Origin of the sequence: Agromyces sp. LHK192, from assembly GCF_004006235.1 — a bacterium.
Taxonomy (GTDB): Bacteria; Actinomycetota; Actinomycetes; order Actinomycetales; family Microbacteriaceae; genus Agromyces.
Genome location: NZ_CP034753.1, coordinates 403,672 through 420,439, shown reverse-complemented (window position 1 = coordinate 420,439; position 16,768 = coordinate 403,672). Strand labels below are relative to the sequence as shown.

Annotated in this window: 15 protein-coding genes; 11 read left to right on the top strand and 4 right to left on the bottom strand. The window is 72.4% G+C overall.

The features are described 5' to 3' along the window. The first annotated feature begins 2 nt into the window (after positions 1 to 2). The 4 genes from kdpB (at position 3) to ELQ40_RS01895 (ending at position 6,173) form a co-directional block, all read left to right on the top strand. On the top strand, positions 3 to 2,252 hold the full coding sequence (gene kdpB / locus ELQ40_RS01910) for a potassium-transporting ATPase subunit KdpB (protein WP_127792152.1): 2,250 nt from the start codon (positions 3 to 5) through the stop codon (positions 2,250 to 2,252). Between the two features lie 25 nt (positions 2,253 to 2,277). Beyond that, complete coding sequence (gene kdpC / locus ELQ40_RS01905) at positions 2,278 to 2,889, top strand: K(+)-transporting ATPase subunit C (protein WP_127792151.1); 612 nt, start codon at positions 2,278 to 2,280, stop codon at positions 2,887 to 2,889. A gap of 135 nt (positions 2,890 to 3,024) precedes the next feature. Then, on the top strand, positions 3,025 to 5,454 hold the full coding sequence (locus ELQ40_RS01900) for an ATP-binding protein (protein WP_240666079.1): 2,430 nt from the start codon (positions 3,025 to 3,027) through the stop codon (positions 5,452 to 5,454). Continuing rightward, on the top strand, positions 5,451 to 6,173 hold the full coding sequence (locus ELQ40_RS01895; RefSeq protein ID WP_127792150.1) for a response regulator: 723 nt from the start codon (positions 5,451 to 5,453) through the stop codon (positions 6,171 to 6,173). Before ELQ40_RS01900 ends, ELQ40_RS01895 begins: the two co-directional genes overlap by 4 nt. A 13-nt stretch (positions 6,174 to 6,186) precedes the next feature. Here ELQ40_RS01895 and ELQ40_RS01890 read toward each other — a convergent pair whose 3' ends face one another. Beyond that, positions 6,187 to 6,747: a DUF402 domain-containing protein gene (locus ELQ40_RS01890; RefSeq protein ID WP_127792149.1), complete on the bottom strand. Its 561-nt coding sequence runs from the start codon at positions 6,745 to 6,747 to the stop codon at positions 6,187 to 6,189. 35 nt (positions 6,748 to 6,782) lie between these two features. On the opposite strand from ELQ40_RS01890, the gene rlmC reads away from it, so the two are divergent. Continuing rightward, a complete protein-coding gene (gene rlmC / locus ELQ40_RS01885; RefSeq protein ID WP_127792148.1) occupies positions 6,783 to 7,967 on the top strand; it encodes a 23S rRNA (uracil(747)-C(5))-methyltransferase RlmC in 1,185 nt (394 codons plus the stop codon). Positions 7,968 to 7,979: 12 nt separating this feature from the next. Here the strand turns inward: rlmC and ELQ40_RS01880 are convergent, their stop codons facing one another. Both ELQ40_RS01880 and proC read right to left on the bottom strand, forming a co-directional pair. After that, positions 7,980 to 9,317, bottom strand: a complete 1,338-nt coding sequence (locus ELQ40_RS01880; protein ID WP_127792147.1) for a beta-N-acetylhexosaminidase — start codon at positions 9,315 to 9,317, stop codon at positions 7,980 to 7,982. Then, positions 9,314 to 10,162 carry a pyrroline-5-carboxylate reductase gene (gene proC / locus ELQ40_RS01875; protein WP_127792146.1) on the bottom strand — a complete coding sequence of 283 codons (849 nt, stop codon included), beginning with the start codon at positions 10,160 to 10,162 and terminating at the stop codon, positions 9,314 to 9,316. The genes ELQ40_RS01880 and proC overlap by 4 nt, the downstream gene beginning before the upstream one ends. A gap of 23 nt (positions 10,163 to 10,185) precedes the next feature. Between proC and ELQ40_RS01870 the strand changes: the two genes are divergently transcribed. Continuing rightward, entirely contained in the window at positions 10,186 to 11,148 is a 963-nt protein-coding gene (locus ELQ40_RS01870) for a cation diffusion facilitator family transporter (RefSeq protein ID WP_127792145.1), read from the top strand. Further along, complete coding sequence (locus tag ELQ40_RS01865; RefSeq protein ID WP_240665900.1) at positions 11,145 to 11,879, top strand: gamma-glutamyl-gamma-aminobutyrate hydrolase family protein; 735 nt, start codon at positions 11,145 to 11,147, stop codon at positions 11,877 to 11,879. The genes ELQ40_RS01870 and ELQ40_RS01865 overlap by 4 nt, the downstream gene beginning before the upstream one ends. Before the next feature lie 28 nt (positions 11,880 to 11,907). On the opposite strand, the gene ELQ40_RS01860 is transcribed toward ELQ40_RS01865, so the two are convergent. Continuing rightward, a complete protein-coding gene (locus ELQ40_RS01860) occupies positions 11,908 to 12,354 on the bottom strand; it encodes a nucleoside deaminase (RefSeq protein WP_127795077.1) in 447 nt (148 codons plus the stop codon). Between the two features lie 86 nt (positions 12,355 to 12,440). Here ELQ40_RS01860 and upp point away from each other — a divergent pair, with 86 nt between their 5' ends. From upp to ELQ40_RS18685, 4 genes are all read left to right on the top strand, one after another. Next, positions 12,441 to 13,073 carry a uracil phosphoribosyltransferase gene (gene upp / locus ELQ40_RS01855; protein ID WP_127792144.1) on the top strand — a complete coding sequence of 211 codons (633 nt, stop codon included), beginning with the start codon at positions 12,441 to 12,443 and terminating at the stop codon, positions 13,071 to 13,073. A 503-nt stretch (positions 13,074 to 13,576) separates the two neighbouring features. Beyond that, positions 13,577 to 14,356: a winged helix-turn-helix domain-containing protein gene (locus ELQ40_RS01850; RefSeq protein WP_127792143.1), complete on the top strand. Its 780-nt coding sequence runs from the start codon at positions 13,577 to 13,579 to the stop codon at positions 14,354 to 14,356. Between the two features lie 116 nt (positions 14,357 to 14,472). Continuing rightward, complete coding sequence (locus ELQ40_RS01845) at positions 14,473 to 15,978, top strand: APC family permease (RefSeq protein ID WP_127792142.1); 1,506 nt, start codon at positions 14,473 to 14,475, stop codon at positions 15,976 to 15,978. Next, positions 15,975 to 16,745 carry an IclR family transcriptional regulator gene (locus tag ELQ40_RS18685; RefSeq protein WP_164863445.1) on the top strand — a complete coding sequence of 257 codons (771 nt, stop codon included), beginning with the start codon at positions 15,975 to 15,977 and terminating at the stop codon, positions 16,743 to 16,745. Before ELQ40_RS01845 ends, ELQ40_RS18685 begins: the two co-directional genes overlap by 4 nt. The last annotated feature ends 23 nt before the right edge of the window (positions 16,746 to 16,768 follow it).

The following is a 16,768-nucleotide window of genomic DNA, read 5'->3' as shown; positions in this document are numbered from 1 at the left end:
CCATGTCCACCATCACCACACGCACCTCGTCGCCGAGCGACGGCCCGGGCGCCGCGGGCGCCACGGGCTCCACCGGCCCTGCCGTCAGCGGTCCCGGCCACCCGGGTGACTCCGGCCACGACCACGGCCAGCCGAAGGCCCCCTTCGGCGTGAAGCAGGTCGTCGCCGCCCTCCCCGGCGCACTGCGCAAGCTCGACCCCCGCGAAATGTGGCGGAACCCCGTCATGTTCATCGTGGAGATCGGCGCCCTGCTCACCACGGCGATCGCGATCGCCGAACCCTTCCTGGGCGGCCCGTCGACCTCCGGCGGCTCCGACGTCCCCGCGAGCTTCACCTGGGCCATCGCGGCCTGGCTCTGGCTCACAGTCGTCTTCGCGAACCTCGCGGAGTCGGTCGCCGAGGGCCGCGGCAAGGCGCAGGCCGACACCCTGCGCAAGACCCGCACGTCCACGGTCGCGCACCGCGTCGAGCAGTACGACGCGAAGGCCGACCCGGCGGCGCGCACCGCATCGACGACGGATGTCGCGAGCGGCGACCTGCGCATCGGCGACGTGGTCGTCGTGGCGGCGGGCGACCTCATCCCTGGCGACGGCGACATCGTCGACGGCATCGCGTCGGTCGACGAGTCGGCCATCACCGGCGAGTCGGCCCCCGTCGTCCGCGAGTCGGGCGGCGACCGCTCGGCCGTCACCGGCGGCACCCGCGTGCTGAGCGACCGCATCGTCGTCCGCATCACGTCGAAGCCGGGCGAGACGTTCGTCGACCGCATGATCGCGCTCGTCGAGGGCGCCGCCCGGCAGAAGACGCCGAACGAGGTGGCGCTGAACATCCTGCTGGCAAGCCTGTCGATCGTGTTCCTGGTCGTCGTGCTGACGATCAACCCGATCGCGTCCTACGCGGCGGCGCCGGCGAGCATCCCGGTGCTCATCGCACTGCTCGTCTGCCTGATCCCGACGACGATCGGCGCTCTCCTCTCGGCCATCGGCATCGCCGGCATGGACCGCCTGGTGCAGCGCAACGTGCTCGCCATGTCGGGGCGCGCGGTCGAGGCCGCGGGCGACGTGACCACGCTGCTGCTCGACAAGACCGGCACGATCACCTACGGCAACCGTCGGGCGACCGAGTTCGTCGCGCTCTCGGGCGTCGCCGAGCACGAGTTCACCCGTGCCGCCGCGCTCGCGTCGCTCGCCGACCCGACCCCTGAGGGCAGCTCGATCGTCGAGCTCGCCGCGACCCGCGGCATCCGGTTCGACGACCCGGCCTCCGTGCCCGCCGGCGAGCCGGTGCCGTTCACCGCCCAGACCCGCATGTCGGGCATCGACCTCGCCGGCGGCCTGGTCGTGCGCAAGGGTGCGGCATCCGCCGTCCTCGCCTGGACCGAGGAGACCGGGCGCATCCCCGTGAACCTGCACGACGAACTCCAGCGACACGTCGACGCGATCTCGTCGTCCGGCGGCACCCCGCTCGTCGTCGCCGTGCGCACGCCCGGCGCCGACGGGGCGGAGCCGGCGACGCGCCTGCTCGGCGTCATCCACCTCAAGGACGTCGTCAAGGACGGCCTCGTCGAGCGGTTCGCGGAACTGCGCGCGATGGGCATCCGCACAGTCATGATCACGGGCGACAACCCGCTCACCGCAAAGGCCATCGCCGCCGAGGCCGGCGTCGACGACTACCTCGCCGAGGCGACGCCCGAGGACAAGCTGGCGCTGATCAGGAAGGCGCAGGAGGACGGTGACCTCGTCGCGATGACCGGCGACGGCACCAACGACGCGCCCGCGCTCGCGCAGGCCGACGTCGGCGTCGCGATGAACTCCGGCACGTCGGCCGCGAAGGAGGCCGGCAACATGGTCGACCTCGACAGCGACCCGACGAAGCTCATCGACATCGTGCGCATCGGCAAGCAGTTGCTCATCACGCGCGGCGCCCTGACCACGTTCTCGATCGCCAACGACATCGCGAAGTACTTCGCGATCATCCCGGCGATGTTCGCGGGCGTGTTCCCGGGCCTCCAGGCGCTGAACCTGATGCAGCTGCACTCGCCGGCCTCGGCCGTGCTGTCGGCGATCATCTTCAACGCGATCATCATCATCGTGCTGATCCCGCTCGCCCTCCGCGGCGTCCGCTATCGCGCGGGCAGTGCCTCGAAGGTGCTCGGCCGCAACCTGCTGGTCTACGGGCTCGGCGGCATCATCGCCCCGTTCATCGGCATCTGGCTCATCGACCTCGTCGTGCGCCTCATCCCCGGATTCTGAGTCCGGACGGAAGGAAACCACACCCATGTCCACCACCACGCAGACCGCGCGCACCCACTGGACCGCACTGCGCGCCCTCCTCGTGTTCACCGTCGTGCTCGGCCTCGGCTACCCGCTCGCGGTCACCGTGATCGGCCAGGTCGCGATGCCGGCCCAGGCGAACGGCTCGATCGTCCGGAACGCCGACGGCGATGTCGTCGGCTCCTCGCTCATCGGCCAGTCGTTCACCGACGCCGACGGCGAACCGCTGGCCGAATGGTTCCAGCCGCGGCCCTCGGCCGCCGGCGACGGCTACGACGGCGGCGCATCGAGCGGCAGCAACCTCGGGCCCGAGAACGAGGACCTCATCGCCGCGATCACCGAGCGCAAGGCGCAGGTCGCCGAGTTCGACGGCGTCCCCGAGGCGGAGGTCCCGGCCGACGCGGTCACCGCATCCGCGTCGGGCCTCGACCCGCACATCAGCCCCGCGTACGCGCGGCTGCAGGTCGATCGCGTCGCCGCGGCACGCGACCTGCCCGCCGACGAGGTCGCGTCCCTCGTCGAACAGCACACGCAGGGCCGGGACCTCGGATACCTCGGCGAGCCGACGGTCAACGTGCTCGAGCTGAACCTCGCGCTCACCGAGCTCGGCCGATGATCCGGGCGACCGGCGTGGGAGACTGACCGCGTGACCACGAGTGCCGACCAGGGCACGGCGACTTCCGCCCATTCCCGCCGGGGGCGGCTCCGAGTCCTCCTCGGAGCCGCCCCCGGCGTCGGGAAGACGTACACGATGCTCGAGGAGGGCCGCCGGCTCCTGGCGGAGGGCCGAGACATCGTGGTCGCCTTCGTGGAGACGCACGGGCGGGCGGCGACCGCCGCGATGGTCGACGGCCTCGAGGTCGTGCCGCGTCGCCGCGAGGAGCACCGCGGACTCGGGCTCGACGAGCTCGACCTCGACGCGGTCCTCGCCCGGGCCCCCGAGATCGCCCTGGTCGACGAGCTCGCGCACACCAACGCGCCGGGCGGCCGGCACGCGAAGCGCTGGCAGGACGTGCAGGACCTCCTCGACGCCGGCATCGACGTCATCTCGACGGTGAACGCCCAGCACATCGAGTCGCTCGGAGACGTCGTGCTCGAGATCACCGGTGCCGCGCAACGCGAGACGATCCCCGACGCCGTGCTCCGCAGCGCCGACCAGGTCGAGGTGGTCGACCTGGCGCCGCAGGCGCTGCGCGACCGGCTCGCGCAGGGCCTCGTCTACCCCGCCGAGCGCATCGACGCCGCGCTGTCGAACTACTTCCGGCTCGGCAACCTGACGGCGTTGCGCGAGCTCGCGCTGCTGTGGCTCGCCGACGAGGTCGACCAGGCCCTGAAGGCGTACCGGGCCGAGCACGGGATCGACCGCAAGTGGGAGGCCCGCGAACGCGTCGTGGTCGCCCTGCCCGGTGGGCCCGAAGGCGAGACCCTGCTGCGACGGGGCGCGCGCATCGCGTCGCGGTCGTCGGGCGGGCAGCTCATGGCCGTTCACGTCACGACCCCCGACGGCCTGCGGGCCCGGCATCCCGAGGCGATCGACCGGCAGCGAACGCTCGTCGAGCAGCTCGGCGGCACATTCCACCAGGTGGTCGGCGAGGACGTGCCCCGCGCCCTGGTCGACTTCGCGCGGGGTTCGGATGCCACGCAGCTCGTCATCGGCGTGAGCCGGCGTTCGCGTCTCCAGGCCGCATTCACCGGGCCCGGCATCGGCGCCACCGTGATCCGCGAGTCGGGCGACATCGACGTGCACATCGTCACGCATGCGGCAGCCGGGCGCGGGTTCACGCTCCCCCGCATCGGCGGCGCCCTCAGCCGCACGCGCCTGCTCGCCGGCTTCGCGATCGCGCTCGTCGCCGGCCCGCTGGTGAGCTGGCTGCTGACGATCTTCCATACCGAGGCGTCGATCACCAGCGACGTGCTGGCGTACCAGCTCCTGGTCGTCGTGGTGGCCCTCGTCGGCGGCATCTGGCCGGCCCTGTTCGCGGCCGTGCTGTCGGGGCTCACCCTCAACTTCCTGTTCATCCAGCCGCTGTACACGCTGACCATCGCCGAACCGCGGCAGTTCCTCGCCCTCGTGTTCTACGTGCTCAACGCCCTGCTCGTCAGCTACGTCGTCGACCAGGCAGCCCGCCGCACCCGCGTCGCCAGGCGCGCGGCCGCCGAGTCGCAGCTGCTCGCCACGATCGCCGGCAGCGTGCTTCGCGGCGAGGACGCATTGCAGGCCATGGTCACGCAGACGCGCGAGGCGTTCGGGCTCACCGGGGTGCGCCTGCTCGTCGACGGCGAGCCCCGGGTGGCCGACGGCGAGCCCGCCAACGACGACCGGATCACCGAGATCCCGATCGGCACGCGCGGCGTGCTCGTACTGCACGGGCCCGACCTCGAGGCATCCGAACGCCGTCTGCTCCAGGTCATCGCGACCCGGCTCGATGCGGCGGTCGAACACGGCGGGCTCGAACGCGCGGCGGAGGAGGCCGGCGAGCTCGCCGCTGCCGATCGGGTGCGCTCGGCGCTGCTGGCCGCGGTCGGCCACGACCTGCGCCGCCCGCTCACCTCGGCGTCGGCGTCGGTGAGCGCGCTGCGGGAACCCGACCTGCGCCTCACCGACGACGAGCGGGCCGAGTTGCTCGCGACGGCGTCGGAGAGCCTCGACGCGCTCGCGGCGCTCGTCGAGAACCTGCTCGACACGAGCCGCGTGCAGGCCGGCGCCCTCGCGGTGACGCTCGCACCGACCGACGTCGTCGACGTCGTGCTCCCCGCGCTCGACGAGCTGGGCCTGGGGCCCGGCGAGGTCGAACTGCACTTCGCCGACGACCTGCGTCCGGCGTCGGCCGACGCGGTGCTGCTCCAGCGCGTCATGGTGAACCTCCTCGCGAACGCGGTGCGGCACTCCCCAGCGGGGCAACGGGTGCGCGTCGCGGCCAGCGCGTTCCTCGACCGCGTCGAACTGCGCGTGGTCGACCGCGGCCCGGGCATCAGCGCGGACCGTCGCGACGAGATGTTCACGCCGTTCCAGCGACTCGGCGACACCGACAACGACACCGGCCTCGGGCTCGGGCTGGCCCTGTCGAAGGGATTCGTCGAGGGCATGTCGGGCACGCTCGAAGCCGAGGACACGCCGGGCGGCGGCCTCACGATGGTCGTCACGCTGCCGGCCGCCGGCGCGAAGGAGGAGACGCGATGAGGATCCTGGTCGCCGACGACGATGCGCAGTTGCAGCGCGCCCTGCGCATCACGCTGGCCGCCCGCGGGTACGAGGTGCTCACCGCGCACGACGGCGCCGAGGCGATCGACGTCGCGGCGAACGGCCACCCCGACCTGGTGCTGCTCGACCTCGGCATGCCGAACGTCGACGGCCTCGACGTGATCCGTGCGGTGCGGGCGTGGTCGAAGGTGCCGATCGTCGTGCTGTCGGGCCGAACCGACTCGGCCGAGAAGGTCGAGGCGCTCGACGCGGGCGCCGACGACTACGTCACCAAGCCGTTCGCGATGGACGAGCTGCTCGCTCGCATCCGGGCTCGGGCGCGGGCGGCGGGCACGGATGCCTCGGGCGACACGGATGCCTCCACCCACCGCATCGGCGACCTCGTGGTCGACCTGGCGGCGAAGACCGTGCGACGCGACGGCGACGCGCGCGGTGCGGCATCCGTGCGGCTGACGCCCACCGAGTGGCGGCTGCTGGAGTTGTTCCTGCGCAATCCCGGCAAGCTCCTCACCCGGCAGATGCTGCTCAGCGACGTCTGGGGTCCGTACCACGCGAACGACGCCGGCTACCTGCGCCTGTACGTCGCGCAATTGCGGCGCAAGCTCGAGCCGGTGCCGGGCGAGCCGCGGTTCTTCCTGAATGAGCCGGGCCTCGGCTACCGGTTCGAGCCGGACGGCGGGACTGCGGCACCGGTGTGAGACGGTTGCTGCGCTACCCCGCCGCCAGCTCCTCGAGCCGATGCCGCCATCGCTCGGCCGTCGCGCCGTCGAACGGCGCCTCGAACCGCTGCATCGCGGCGAGCACGGCGTCGGCGTCGGCCTCGACGCGGGCGACGACCTCGTCCGGGTACCCGTACTTCGCCCGGTGCTCGGCGAACTCGTCCTCGTCGTCGATGTACGGCTCGCCGACGGACCGCAGCACGACGTCCAGGTCGAGATCGTGCATGGTCACGGTGTACCCGCCATCGGCGTCGCGAGACCAGGTCGGCGTCGACGACACGTCGACGTAGATCGGCGTGCGGTAGCCGTCGAAATTGAAGCCCGGTGTCCAGCCCGCGTCGGGGAACAGGCCCACCGACGACCAGGATGCCTCGAAGTCCCGGCCGGGGCGGCTGTACCGCGTGCCGCGCGGGTACCCGACCCATTCGCCGTGCTCGTCGCGGCCGAGCCAGATGCCGTCGTACGCCCAGTGCGGCGAGCCGTCCCACTTCGTGTAGCGGACGCGCACCGGGGTGCCGGGCGCGCTCGGGCGCCCATCTGGAACGGGGGGCATGGGGCGATCCTACGCCCCGGCTTACGCTTGGACGCGTGGACTGCGCCTACTTCGACGCGGGGCGATGCCGGTCGTGCTCGCTCATGGGGCAGCCGTACGCCGATCAGCTCGCGGGCAAGCAGGCGCACGCCGAGGCGCTGCTCGCCCCGTTCGCCGTCGACTCGTGGCTCACGCCGGTCGCGAGCGCCGAGGCGTCGTACCGCAACAAGGCGAAGATGGTCGTCGGCGGCACCGTCGACGCGCCGACGATCGGCATCCTCGATGCCGACGGGCACGGCATCGACCTGCAGGCGTGCGGCATCTGCTCGCCGGGGCACCGGGCCGCGTTCCCCGCGATCGCCCGGTTCATCACGCTCGCCCGCATCCGCCCCTACGACGTCGCGACGCGCACCGGCGAGCTGAAGCACCTGATCGTCACCGAGTCGCCCGACGGCGAGCTGATGATCCGCTTCGTGCTGCGGTCGACCGAGCCCGTCGCCCGCATCCGCAAGCACCTGCCGTCGCTGCTGGCCGAACTGCCGAGCGCGCGGGTCGTCACGGTCAACCTGCTGCCCGAGCACAAGGCCGTCGTCGAGGGCGCCGACGAGATCGTGCTCACCGAGCAGCAGACCCTGCCGATGCGCCTGAACGACGTCACGATGCACCTGCGCCCGCAGAGCTTCTTCCAGACCAACTCCGAGATCGCCGCAGCGCTGTACGCAGTGGCGCGGGACTGGATCCGCGACCTCGCCCCCGATTCCGCCTGGGACCTCTACTCGGGCGTCGGCGGGTTCGCGCTGCACCTCGCGACGGCGGCGGATGCCTCGGGCACGGGGCCTGCACCCGTCGCGGGCGGCCCGCAGGTCACCGGCATCGAGACGAGCGTCGAGGCGGTCGCGAGCGCCGAGCTCAGCCGATCGGATGCCGCGCTCGAGCGCGTGCGATTCGCCGCGGGCGACGCGACCGCGTTCGCGCTGGGCGCGGAAGCATCCGCCGTGCCCGATCTCGTGGTCGTGAACCCGCCGCGCCGCGGCATCGGGCCGGAGCTCGCAGCCTGGCTCGAGGCATCCGAGGTGTCGAACGTGCTCTACTCGAGCTGCAACGCGGCCTCGCTCGCGAAGGACCTCGCGGCGATGCCGTCGCTGCGCCCGGTGCGGGCGCGCGTGTTCGACATGTTCCCCCAGACGACCCACTTCGAGGTCATGGTGCTGCTGGAGCGACGTGTTCCAGTGGTCGAGTAGGCGCCTGCGTCACTACTCCGCGAGCGACGCCGTGAGCCGGGCGAGTTCGGCGAGACGCTCCTCGCGGCTGCGCGGGACGCCGGGCACGCCGGGGCGCTGCTGGTCGGGCCGCGGGCCGTCGAGCGGGCGGAAGTCGGCGCCGCGCTCGCCGAGCCACGCGAGGTAGCCGGGCAGCCGCGTCGCGAAGTCGGCCCAGTCGAGCGGACCGCCGTTCCAGGCGACCTCGGCGAATGCGCCGAGGCGCGGGAACACCGCGTAGTCGAGGCGGTCGCGGGTGTCGAGGTGCTCGCACCACACGTTCGCCTGCACGCCGACGATTCGGTCGGCGTACCAGGCCGGGGCATCCGCAGGCACCGGATCGAACGTCGCGACGTCCTCGATCGAGAGCACCGTGCCGACCGGGATCGGCTCGGTCGCGGCATCCGACTGCCGGTAGTCGAGGTAGGTCCACAGGTCGGGGCACAAGACGACGTCGTGTCCGGTGCGGGCGCCGAGCTCCGCGCCCACCGGCCCGCGCCACGACGCGACGACGGCGTCGGCGGGAATGCCTCGGGCGCCGCCCTCGAGCATCTCGTCCCAGCCGACGACGCGTCGCCCCTGGGCGGCGAGGTGGTCGGCCACACGGCCCAGGAACCAGGCCTGCAGTTCGCCCTCGTCGGCGATGCCGCGCTCGGCCATGAGCTCCTGCGTGCGCGGGTCGTCGCGCCAGCGGTCCTTGCGCACCTCGTCACCGCCGAACCCGACGACGTCCGAGTCGAACACGTCGCACACGTCGTCGAGCACGTCGCAGACGAACGCGACGGTCGCGTCCTCGACGTTGAGCAACTCGTCGGAGACGCCGAACCGCTTCCACGGCTCGCCGATGCGCTCGCGCACGGCATCGGCGCCGCCCACGCCGAACTCGGGGTACGCCGCCAGGATCGCCGTCGCGTGCCCCGGAACGTCGACCTCGGGCACCACCCGGATGCCCCGCTCCCCCGCGTACCGCACCAGCTCGCGGAGGTCTTCCTGCGAATACCATCCCTCGTGCGGCACGTCGTCGACCGTCGACGCCGGGCCGTGGCCGACCTGCGTGCCCGATCGCCGCGCGCCCACTTCGGTCAGGCGCGGGTACCTCGGCACCTCGAAGCGCCAGCCCTGGTCGTCGGTGAGGTGCAGCTGCAGCACGTTGAGTCCGTGCGCGGCGACGAGGTCGACGAACCGGTACAGGTCGGGCAGCGGCCGGAACCGGCGGGCGACGTCGAGCATGACCCCGCGCCAGGCGAACCGCGGCTCGCCGTCGAGCGCGAGCGGCGCACGGTCGGCGCGAGCGCCGTCCACCGGCGCGGCGCTTCCGGGCAAGGCGCTCACGCGCCGGCGGCCAGTTCGCGGGCGCGAGCGAGCGCGGCCTGCGTCGCGGAGTCGAAGGTCGCCTTGAGGGAGGCCTCCTCGAGCACGGCGATCGCGCGCTCGGTCGTGCCCTTCGGGCTCGTCACCCGGCGCCGCAGCTCGGTCGGCTCGACGTGCTCCGCCGCGAGCAGCTCGGATGCCCCGCGGAACGTGCCCTGCACCATCCTCGCGGCCTCCTCGGGCGTGAAGCCCAGGTCGATCGCCGTCGCGGTGAGCTGTTCGATCAGGTAGAAGACGTACGCGGGCCCGGACCCGGAGATGGTCGACAGCGCGTCGAGCTTCGACTCGGGCACGACGAGCACCTCGCCGACCGTCTCGAACAGCGAGACCGCGAGCGCCAGGTCGTCGTCGCTCGACCGCAAGCCCGCGGCGACCCCGGTGACCGCACGGCCCACGATCGCCGGGGTGTTCGGCATGGTGCGGACCACCGAGACGTGCTCGGGCAGGATCGACTCGAACGTCGCCACGGTGACGCCCGCTGCGACGCTGATCACGAGCGTGCCCGGCTCCAGCGCGTCGGCGATCTCGCGCAGCAGGTCGGGCACCATCGCAGGCTTCACGCCGACCACGACGACCCGGGCCCCGGCGACCGCGTCGCGGTTCGCGGAGGCATCCGTCTCGGTCGAGTACGAGGTCACGCCGGGCAGCGCGGCGAGCGCCTCGGCCTTCGCCGTCGTGCGGTTCGTCGCACGGATCCCCTCGACCTCGACGCCCGGCCGGAGCAGCCCCGAGAGGATCGCGCCGGACATCGAACCGGCCCCGAGGAAGGCGATCACGGGCAGCTTCACGACGGTGTCGACGGTCATGCGACCATCCTAGGATTGGCCGCATGAGTGCTTCAGGCGGAACGAAGGCGATCGTTGCGGCGTTCGCCGCGAACCTCGGTATCGCGATCACCAAGTTCATCGCCTGGGCCGTCTCGGGCTCGGCCTCGATGCTCGCCGAGGGCATCCACTCGGTCGCCGACTCGGGCAACCAGCTGCTCCTCCTGCTGGGCGGCCGCCGCGCGAAGCGCGCCGCCGACAAGGAGCATCCCTTCGGCTACGGACGCGAGCGCTACGTGTACGCGTTCGTGGTGTCGATCATCCTGTTCTCGGTCGGCGGGGTGTTCTCGCTGTACGAGGGTGTCGAGAAGCTCACGCACCCGCACGAGCTCACCAACGCCTGGCTGCCGCTGCTCGTGCTCGTCATCGCGATCGGCCTCGAGTCGTTCTCGCTGCGCACGGCGGTGAAGGAGTCGAACCACGTGCGCGGCAACCAGTCGTGGGTGCAGTTCGTGCGCCGCGCCAAGGCGCCTGAGCTGCCCGTTGTGCTCCTCGAGGACATCGCGGCGCTGACCGGCCTCGTGTTCGCGCTCCTCGGCGTCGGCCTCACCGTGCTCACTGGCGACCCGATGTGGGACGCGATCGGCACGATCGCGATCGGCCTGCTGCTCGTCGCGGTCGCCGTGGTCCTCGGCATCGAGACGAAGAGCCTGCTCGTGGGCGAGGGCGCGGGCGACGACGACCTCGAGAAGATCGAGCAGGCGATCCTGTCCGGCGACGAGGGCCTGCGGATCATCCACATGAAGACCCTCTACCTCGGGCCCGACGAGCTGCTCGTGGGCGCGAAGCTCGGCTTCCCCGAGGACCAGAAGCTCCTCGAGGTCGCGGCCGCCACCAACGCGATCGAGCAGCGCATCCGGGCGGCGGTTCCGGCCGCACGGGTCATCTACATCGAACCCGACGTGTACGTCGACCCGACCACGACCACGCCGCCGACCGACGCGATCGTCATCAAGGGCCTCGAGTGACACGGCCGGACCCGGTGCGGCGCACCGCGCTCGTGCTCCGGCACGACTCCGCGATCGGCCTCGGCAACCTGGGCCCCACGCTCGAAGCGCACGGATACGACATCCGGTTCATCGACGCACCGACGACGGATGTCTCCGCGCTCGACGCGCTCGAGCCCGACCTCGTCGTGGTGCTCGGTGGCGAGGAGGGCGCGTACGAGACCGATCGGTACCCGTACCTCGTCGACGAGATCGCCCTGCTGCGGGAGCGGATCGCGGCCGAGGCGCCCGTGTTCGGCGTCTGCCTCGGCGCGCAGCTGCTCGCCGCGTCGCTCGACGCGAAGGTCTACCGCGGCCCGCGCAAGGAGGTCGGCTGGCTGACGGTCGAACCGACCGAGGCCGGCGACCGTTCGCCGGTGCGCCACTTCCGCGGGGTGCCCGCGGTGCAGTGGCACGGCGACACGTTCGACCTGCCCGAGGGCGTCGAGCGGCTCGCGGGCAGCGCCCAGTACCCGAACCAGGCGTTCAGCCGCGGCGACTGGCTCCTCGCGGTGCAGTTCCACCCCGAGGTGACCCCCGAGATCCACGAGGACTGGCTCGCGGCGTGGGGCGACGAACTGCCCGGGTACGGGTTGAGCGCCGAGCGGCTGCGCGCCGAGCGCGCCGACTTCGGCGGGCCGGCCGAGATCGCTTCCGCGGCGCTCCTGGGCGAGTTCCTCGACGGGTTGGGCGAGGGCACGCTGGCCGCGTGAACGACGGGCCAGGCATCCGATCCGGCGTTCAGTCCACCGGCCGTCGGAGGGGATCCTCGAAGAATTCGACGAGCAGCGCGGCCGAGGCATCCGCTTCGACGCCGGCATAGACCTCGACCCGGTGGTTGAGCCGGCGATCGCGCAGGAGGTCGTAGAGGCTCCCCGCGGCGCCGGCCTTCTCGTCCCATGCGCCGAACACGACGGTGGGCACGCGCGCGGCGAGGATGGCGCCCGCGCAGAGCAGGCACGGTTCGAGGGTCACCACGAGGGTGCATCCGCTCAACCGCCAGTCGCCGAGCTGCTCCGCCGCGGCCCGGATGGCGAGCACCTCGGCGTGCGCGGTCGGGTCACCGGTCAGTTCGCGCTCGTTGCGCGCTGCGGCGATCACCTCGCCGGCGGCGTCGACGACGATCGCACCGACCGGCACGTCGCGGGTCGCGGGCGCCTGCGCGGCCTCGGCGAGTGCGAGGCGCATCCAGTCGCGGTGGACGGGCAGGACCTCCACGCGAACTCCCTCCGCCCCCTCCGGGAATCGACACCCCCGGAACTAGACTCGAGCCTATGCGAGTCCACGTTGCAGACCACCCGCTCATCACCCACAAGCTGACGGTCCTGCGCGACAAGGACACGCCGTCGCCGGTGTTCCGCTCGCTCGTCCAGGAGCTCATGACCCTCCTCGCCTACGAGGGCACGCGCGGCGTCCGCGTCGAGCCCGTCGACATCGTGACCCCGGTCGCGCCGACGACCGGCGTGCGGATCGCCGACCCGAAGCCGCTCATCGTGCCGATCCTGCGCGCGGGCCTCGGCATGCTCGACGGCATGGTGACCCTGCTGCCGAGCGCGGAGGTCGGATTCCTCGGGATGGCCCGCGACGAGGAGACGCTGGAGCCGACGACCTACGCCGAGCGGCTGCCCGAGGACCTCTCGAACCGGCAGTGCTTCGTGCTCGACCCGATGCTTGCGACCGGCGGCTCGCTCACGGCCGCGATCGAGTTCCTCTTCGCCCGCGGGGCGGTCGACGTGACGGCGATCTGCATCCTCGCCGCGCCCGAGGGCCTGGCGGCCGTCGAGGAGGCGTTGCACGGCCGCGAGGTCACCGTGGTGCTCGGCGCGCTCGACGAGCGTCTCAACGAGCACGGGTTCATCGTCCCCGGGCTCGGCGACGCGGGCGATCGCCTCTACGGCACGGTATAAGCCGGGGCGGATCCTCCGAGATCCGAAGGATCTGCGCCTCGACCCGAGGATATCCGGGCAATCACTACAGAAGATTTTTCTCTCGACTGATTCGTCGAAGCTCCTTTCGCATGATTCATCGTCATCCGTGATCCTTCCGGATGCCTCGGCGGGCCCCGCACCCGATGCGACGTCACGCCCCGTCATCCGGGCGTCACGAATTGACACATCCGAATACATCGGATTTACTCGCACCCATGACTGACACGGCCCGCCACCTGACCGCCCCCGAGGCTTTCAGGACCACCGACATGATGATGTCGGCGCGCGCGCCCATGTGTTGTCGAATGTGCCGCTGACCCGCGCCCTTTCCGCCGAGCCCGCGAGAGCGACCAGATCCCGGTCGCCCCGGCTCCGTTGAACCCACCGATCCCGGAGGGTTCGCCCGGCCACCGACGGCCATTCGTCGCCGACCCCGCAATCGGGGTCAGTCGCATGCACCACCTCGCCAGCAAGGATTCGTCATGTCTCTCGCCTACGCTCCCGCTCGTCAGAACGTCGTCCACCCCGCCCGCCCCGTGTCGCTCGCGCCGCAGCCGACCGCCGTCACCGCGACGCCCGTCGCGACCCGGCCTGCGCCGTCGATCCAGGCCGCGCCCACCGCCCCGGCGGCACCCCGCGTCCGCGCCGTGCCCGAGGGCACCGAGGCCCGCGGCTTCGTGCTGTACGTCGGCATCGACGAGGCCAAGGCCCTCGAGGATGGCACCAGCCTCCACCGCATCGTCGAGGCGCTTCGCCGACTGACCGCCGAGATCGCGCCGTCGTCCGAGACCTACGCGGCGGTCGCCCTCGCACCGGAGGGCGCCGGCGGCCGCGACGTCGACGTCGTGCGCCTCGCCCTGCAGGACCCGGCAGCGCTCGCCAAGCAGCGCGAGCAGCAGCATCCGGGCGAGGACGCCGACCGCCACCCGAACGGCGTCATCATCGACATCTCGCGCAAGCGCGTGCTGCTCGACGGCGAGGCCGCGGGCCTCACCTACAAGGAGTTCGAACTTCTCCAGTACCTCGTGCTCCGCGAGGGCCGCACGATCGACCGCCACGAGCTCATCGACAACCTCTGGGCGGCGGCCGACGACGAGATCCCGAGCGAGCGCACCATCGACGTGCACGTGCGTCGCCTGCGCTCGAAGCTCGCGCACTACCAGGACATCGTCCGCACCGTCCGTGGCTCCGGATACCGGTTCGACCGCCACGCCGACGTCTCGATCCGCCAGGCATCGACGCCGTCGCCCGACGTGTTCTGATCGGGTCGGCGCGGCACTCGCGGCGTCCCGCACGGCGACACACGATCGAAACGTCCGCGCGCCAGGCGTGAAACCGGCCCTCCGTAGCCTCCTTGCGAGGATTCGGAGGGTCGGGCATGAGCGCACTCGGCGAGGCCATCGCCCGTCGGCAGCCGGCCGTGAGCCTGCGCGCGACATCGCCGCTGCACGGGCTGCGGCGCGGATCGCTCGGCACGGTCGACCTCGTCGCGCAGTCCGTGGCCGCGGCCGCACCCGCGGGCGTCCTGCTGACCCAGGCGGGCCTGGCCGAAGGGCTCGGCACCTGGGCCTATGCGACGCTCGTCGTGGCGGCGGGCGTGGTCATGCTCGTCGCCGGCTCGGCATCCGTGTTCGCGCGCAGGATCGCGGCCGCCGGCGGCGTCTACACCTTCGTCACGCGCGGCCTCGGCCCGATCCTCGGGTTCGTCGCCGGCGCGGCGATCGCCGCCGGGTATGCCGGCATGTCGATCGACACGCTGCACAGCGGCGCGCGCCGGATCGCTCGCCTGCTCCAGCCGGGCGATCCGGCGTCCGCCGCACCGCCCGGCAGCGGGCCCTCCACCGACCCGGGCATGGTCGCGCTCGTCACGGTCGTCGCCGTCGCCGTCATCGTGCTCGTGATCGTGGTCGGTGCACGAGCCACCACGCGGGTACTGCTCGTGATCGAGATCGCGGCGGTCTCCGGAATCCTGGCGCTCTCGCTCGTCGTGTTCGCGACGACGGGCTGGAACCTGGGTCAATTGGTTCCGGATCTCGACGACGTGCCGTCGGTCGGCGCGTTCGCGGCGGGACTCGGTCTCGCACTGATGTCGTTCGTCGGCTTCGAGAGCGGCGCCGCGCTCGGGCCCGAGGCTCGGCGGCCCCTCGCGAGCGTCCCCCGCGCGCTGGTGTGGACCGGCGCGGCGCTCGCGCTCGTCTACCTGTTCGGTGCGGCGGCCGAGGTCTCCGCGTCCGCGAGCGGCGCGACCGGGCGCACGTCGGGCCTCCAGGGCAGCGCGGTCGCGCTCGCACCCTGGCTCGGGACCGTCGTCGAGGTCGTCGTCGCCGCGTCCTGGATCGCCTGCACGCTCGCCTGCACGAACGCGCTCGTCAGGCTCGTGCTGACGATGGCGCGCGAGGGCGTGCTTCCCGCGTGGCTCGGCCGCACCTCCCACCGGTTCGGCACCCCCCATGTCGCCGCCGTGGCCGTCGGCGTCCTCATCGGAGCGGGCACGCTGATCGAGTCGGCGACGGGTCGCGGGGCCATGTTCGACGCGACCGCGGCGCTGGCCTCGGGTCTCGGCTTCGTCATCGCCTACCTCCTGCTGAGCGCCGCCGCGGTCGCGTACCTGATGGGCATCGGCGAGTTCACCCTTCGCGAGGCCTGGCCGGCGATGCTCGGCGTCGGCATCCTGGGGGCGATCGCCCTGGCCGAGACACTGACGCTCTCGGGCGTCGACCTCGCCGCACTCGGCGTGCTGATCGTCGTGGTCGGCGCGGCGACCGCAATCCATGTGGTACGACTGCGCCGGGGGGCCGTCGTCGCGGCGAGCACGGGCGTGTACGACACCCCTGTCGCCCGGGACGCGCTCGCGACGAGCGGCGAGCGACAAGGACGGTCGTGAGCGCGGCCGGGCGGAGCGGTATCGGGCAGACCCTCGCGGTGCTCGAGGAGGTCGCGCGGTCGGGTCCCGCGGCGTCGGCGAACGGCATCGCGCGAGCGCTCGGGATCCCGCGCGCCACGGCGTACCGCCTGATCAACTCGCTCGTCGCCGACGAATACCTGCTCCGGCATCCCGAACTGCCGGGATTCCTGCTCGGGGTGCGCGTCGTCGAACTCGCGCACCTGGTCGCGCCCGCCCACGCCGACCCGACGCAGGACACGGTGGCAGGGGTGCGCGCCGCGACGGGTGCCGCCGTGCATCTCGTGCGCTATCGCGACGGCCGGGTCGTCGTCGCCGACGAGGATCCGACGATGCCGCTCAGGTCGCTCGATCGAACCCGGCTCCAGCTCGGGTCGACCGCGATCGGCCGACTGCTCCTCGCCGCCTACGGGCCGCCCTTCGCGGGGCATACGGATCGTGCCGCCGTGATGACCGTGACCACGACCGCGGCCGCCTCGGGCATCACGGCACGCGAGCACCGCGACATCGCGGCGTCCGTGGCCGAGGTCGGGTTCGCCGCATACGCCGAGGCCGGACCGTCGGCTCGGGCATGCATCGCGGTTCCGTTGCGATCGGGGGGTGGCCGCATCCACGGCGCGCTGGCGCTCGCGACCCCGAGCGGCGACCCCGAGGTCGCCCGCAGCCACCTCGATGCGCTCTTCAACGCCGCGGACCGCCTCTCGCAGCCGGGCGGAGATCGCGGGACCCGCACGGCGGTGTGGACCTAGGCGAACACCATGCGCATGCGGGG

Bases quoted from the DNA above. Each gene is read 5' to 3' on its own strand.
- proC (WP_127792146.1), bottom strand. From the start codon at position 10,162: ATGACCGTCGACACCGTCGTGAAGCTGCCCGTGATCGCCTTCCTCGGG.
- ELQ40_RS01860 (WP_127795077.1), bottom strand. From the start codon at position 12,354: ATGCGCCTCGCACTCGCCGAGGCCGCGCAGGCGCCCGCGACCCGCGAC.
- kdpB (WP_127792152.1), top strand. From the start codon at position 3: ATGTCCACCATCACCACACGCACCTCGTCGCCGAGCGACGGCCCGGGC.
- ELQ40_RS01895 (WP_127792150.1), top strand. From the start codon at position 5,451: ATGAGGATCCTGGTCGCCGACGACGATGCGCAGTTGCAGCGCGCCCTG.
- upp (WP_127792144.1), top strand. From the start codon at position 12,441: ATGCGAGTCCACGTTGCAGACCACCCGCTCATCACCCACAAGCTGACG.
- ELQ40_RS01870 (WP_127792145.1), top strand. From the start codon at position 10,186: ATGAGTGCTTCAGGCGGAACGAAGGCGATCGTTGCGGCGTTCGCCGCG.
- ELQ40_RS01850 (WP_127792143.1), top strand. From the start codon at position 13,577: ATGTCTCTCGCCTACGCTCCCGCTCGTCAGAACGTCGTCCACCCCGCC.
- kdpC (WP_127792151.1), top strand. From the start codon at position 2,278: ATGTCCACCACCACGCAGACCGCGCGCACCCACTGGACCGCACTGCGC.
- ELQ40_RS01890 (WP_127792149.1), bottom strand. From the start codon at position 6,747: ATGCCCCCCGTTCCAGATGGGCGCCCGAGCGCGCCCGGCACCCCGGTG.
- ELQ40_RS01900 (WP_240666079.1), top strand. From the start codon at position 3,025: ATGCTCGAGGAGGGCCGCCGGCTCCTGGCGGAGGGCCGAGACATCGTG.
- ELQ40_RS01845 (WP_127792142.1), top strand. From the start codon at position 14,473: ATGAGCGCACTCGGCGAGGCCATCGCCCGTCGGCAGCCGGCCGTGAGC.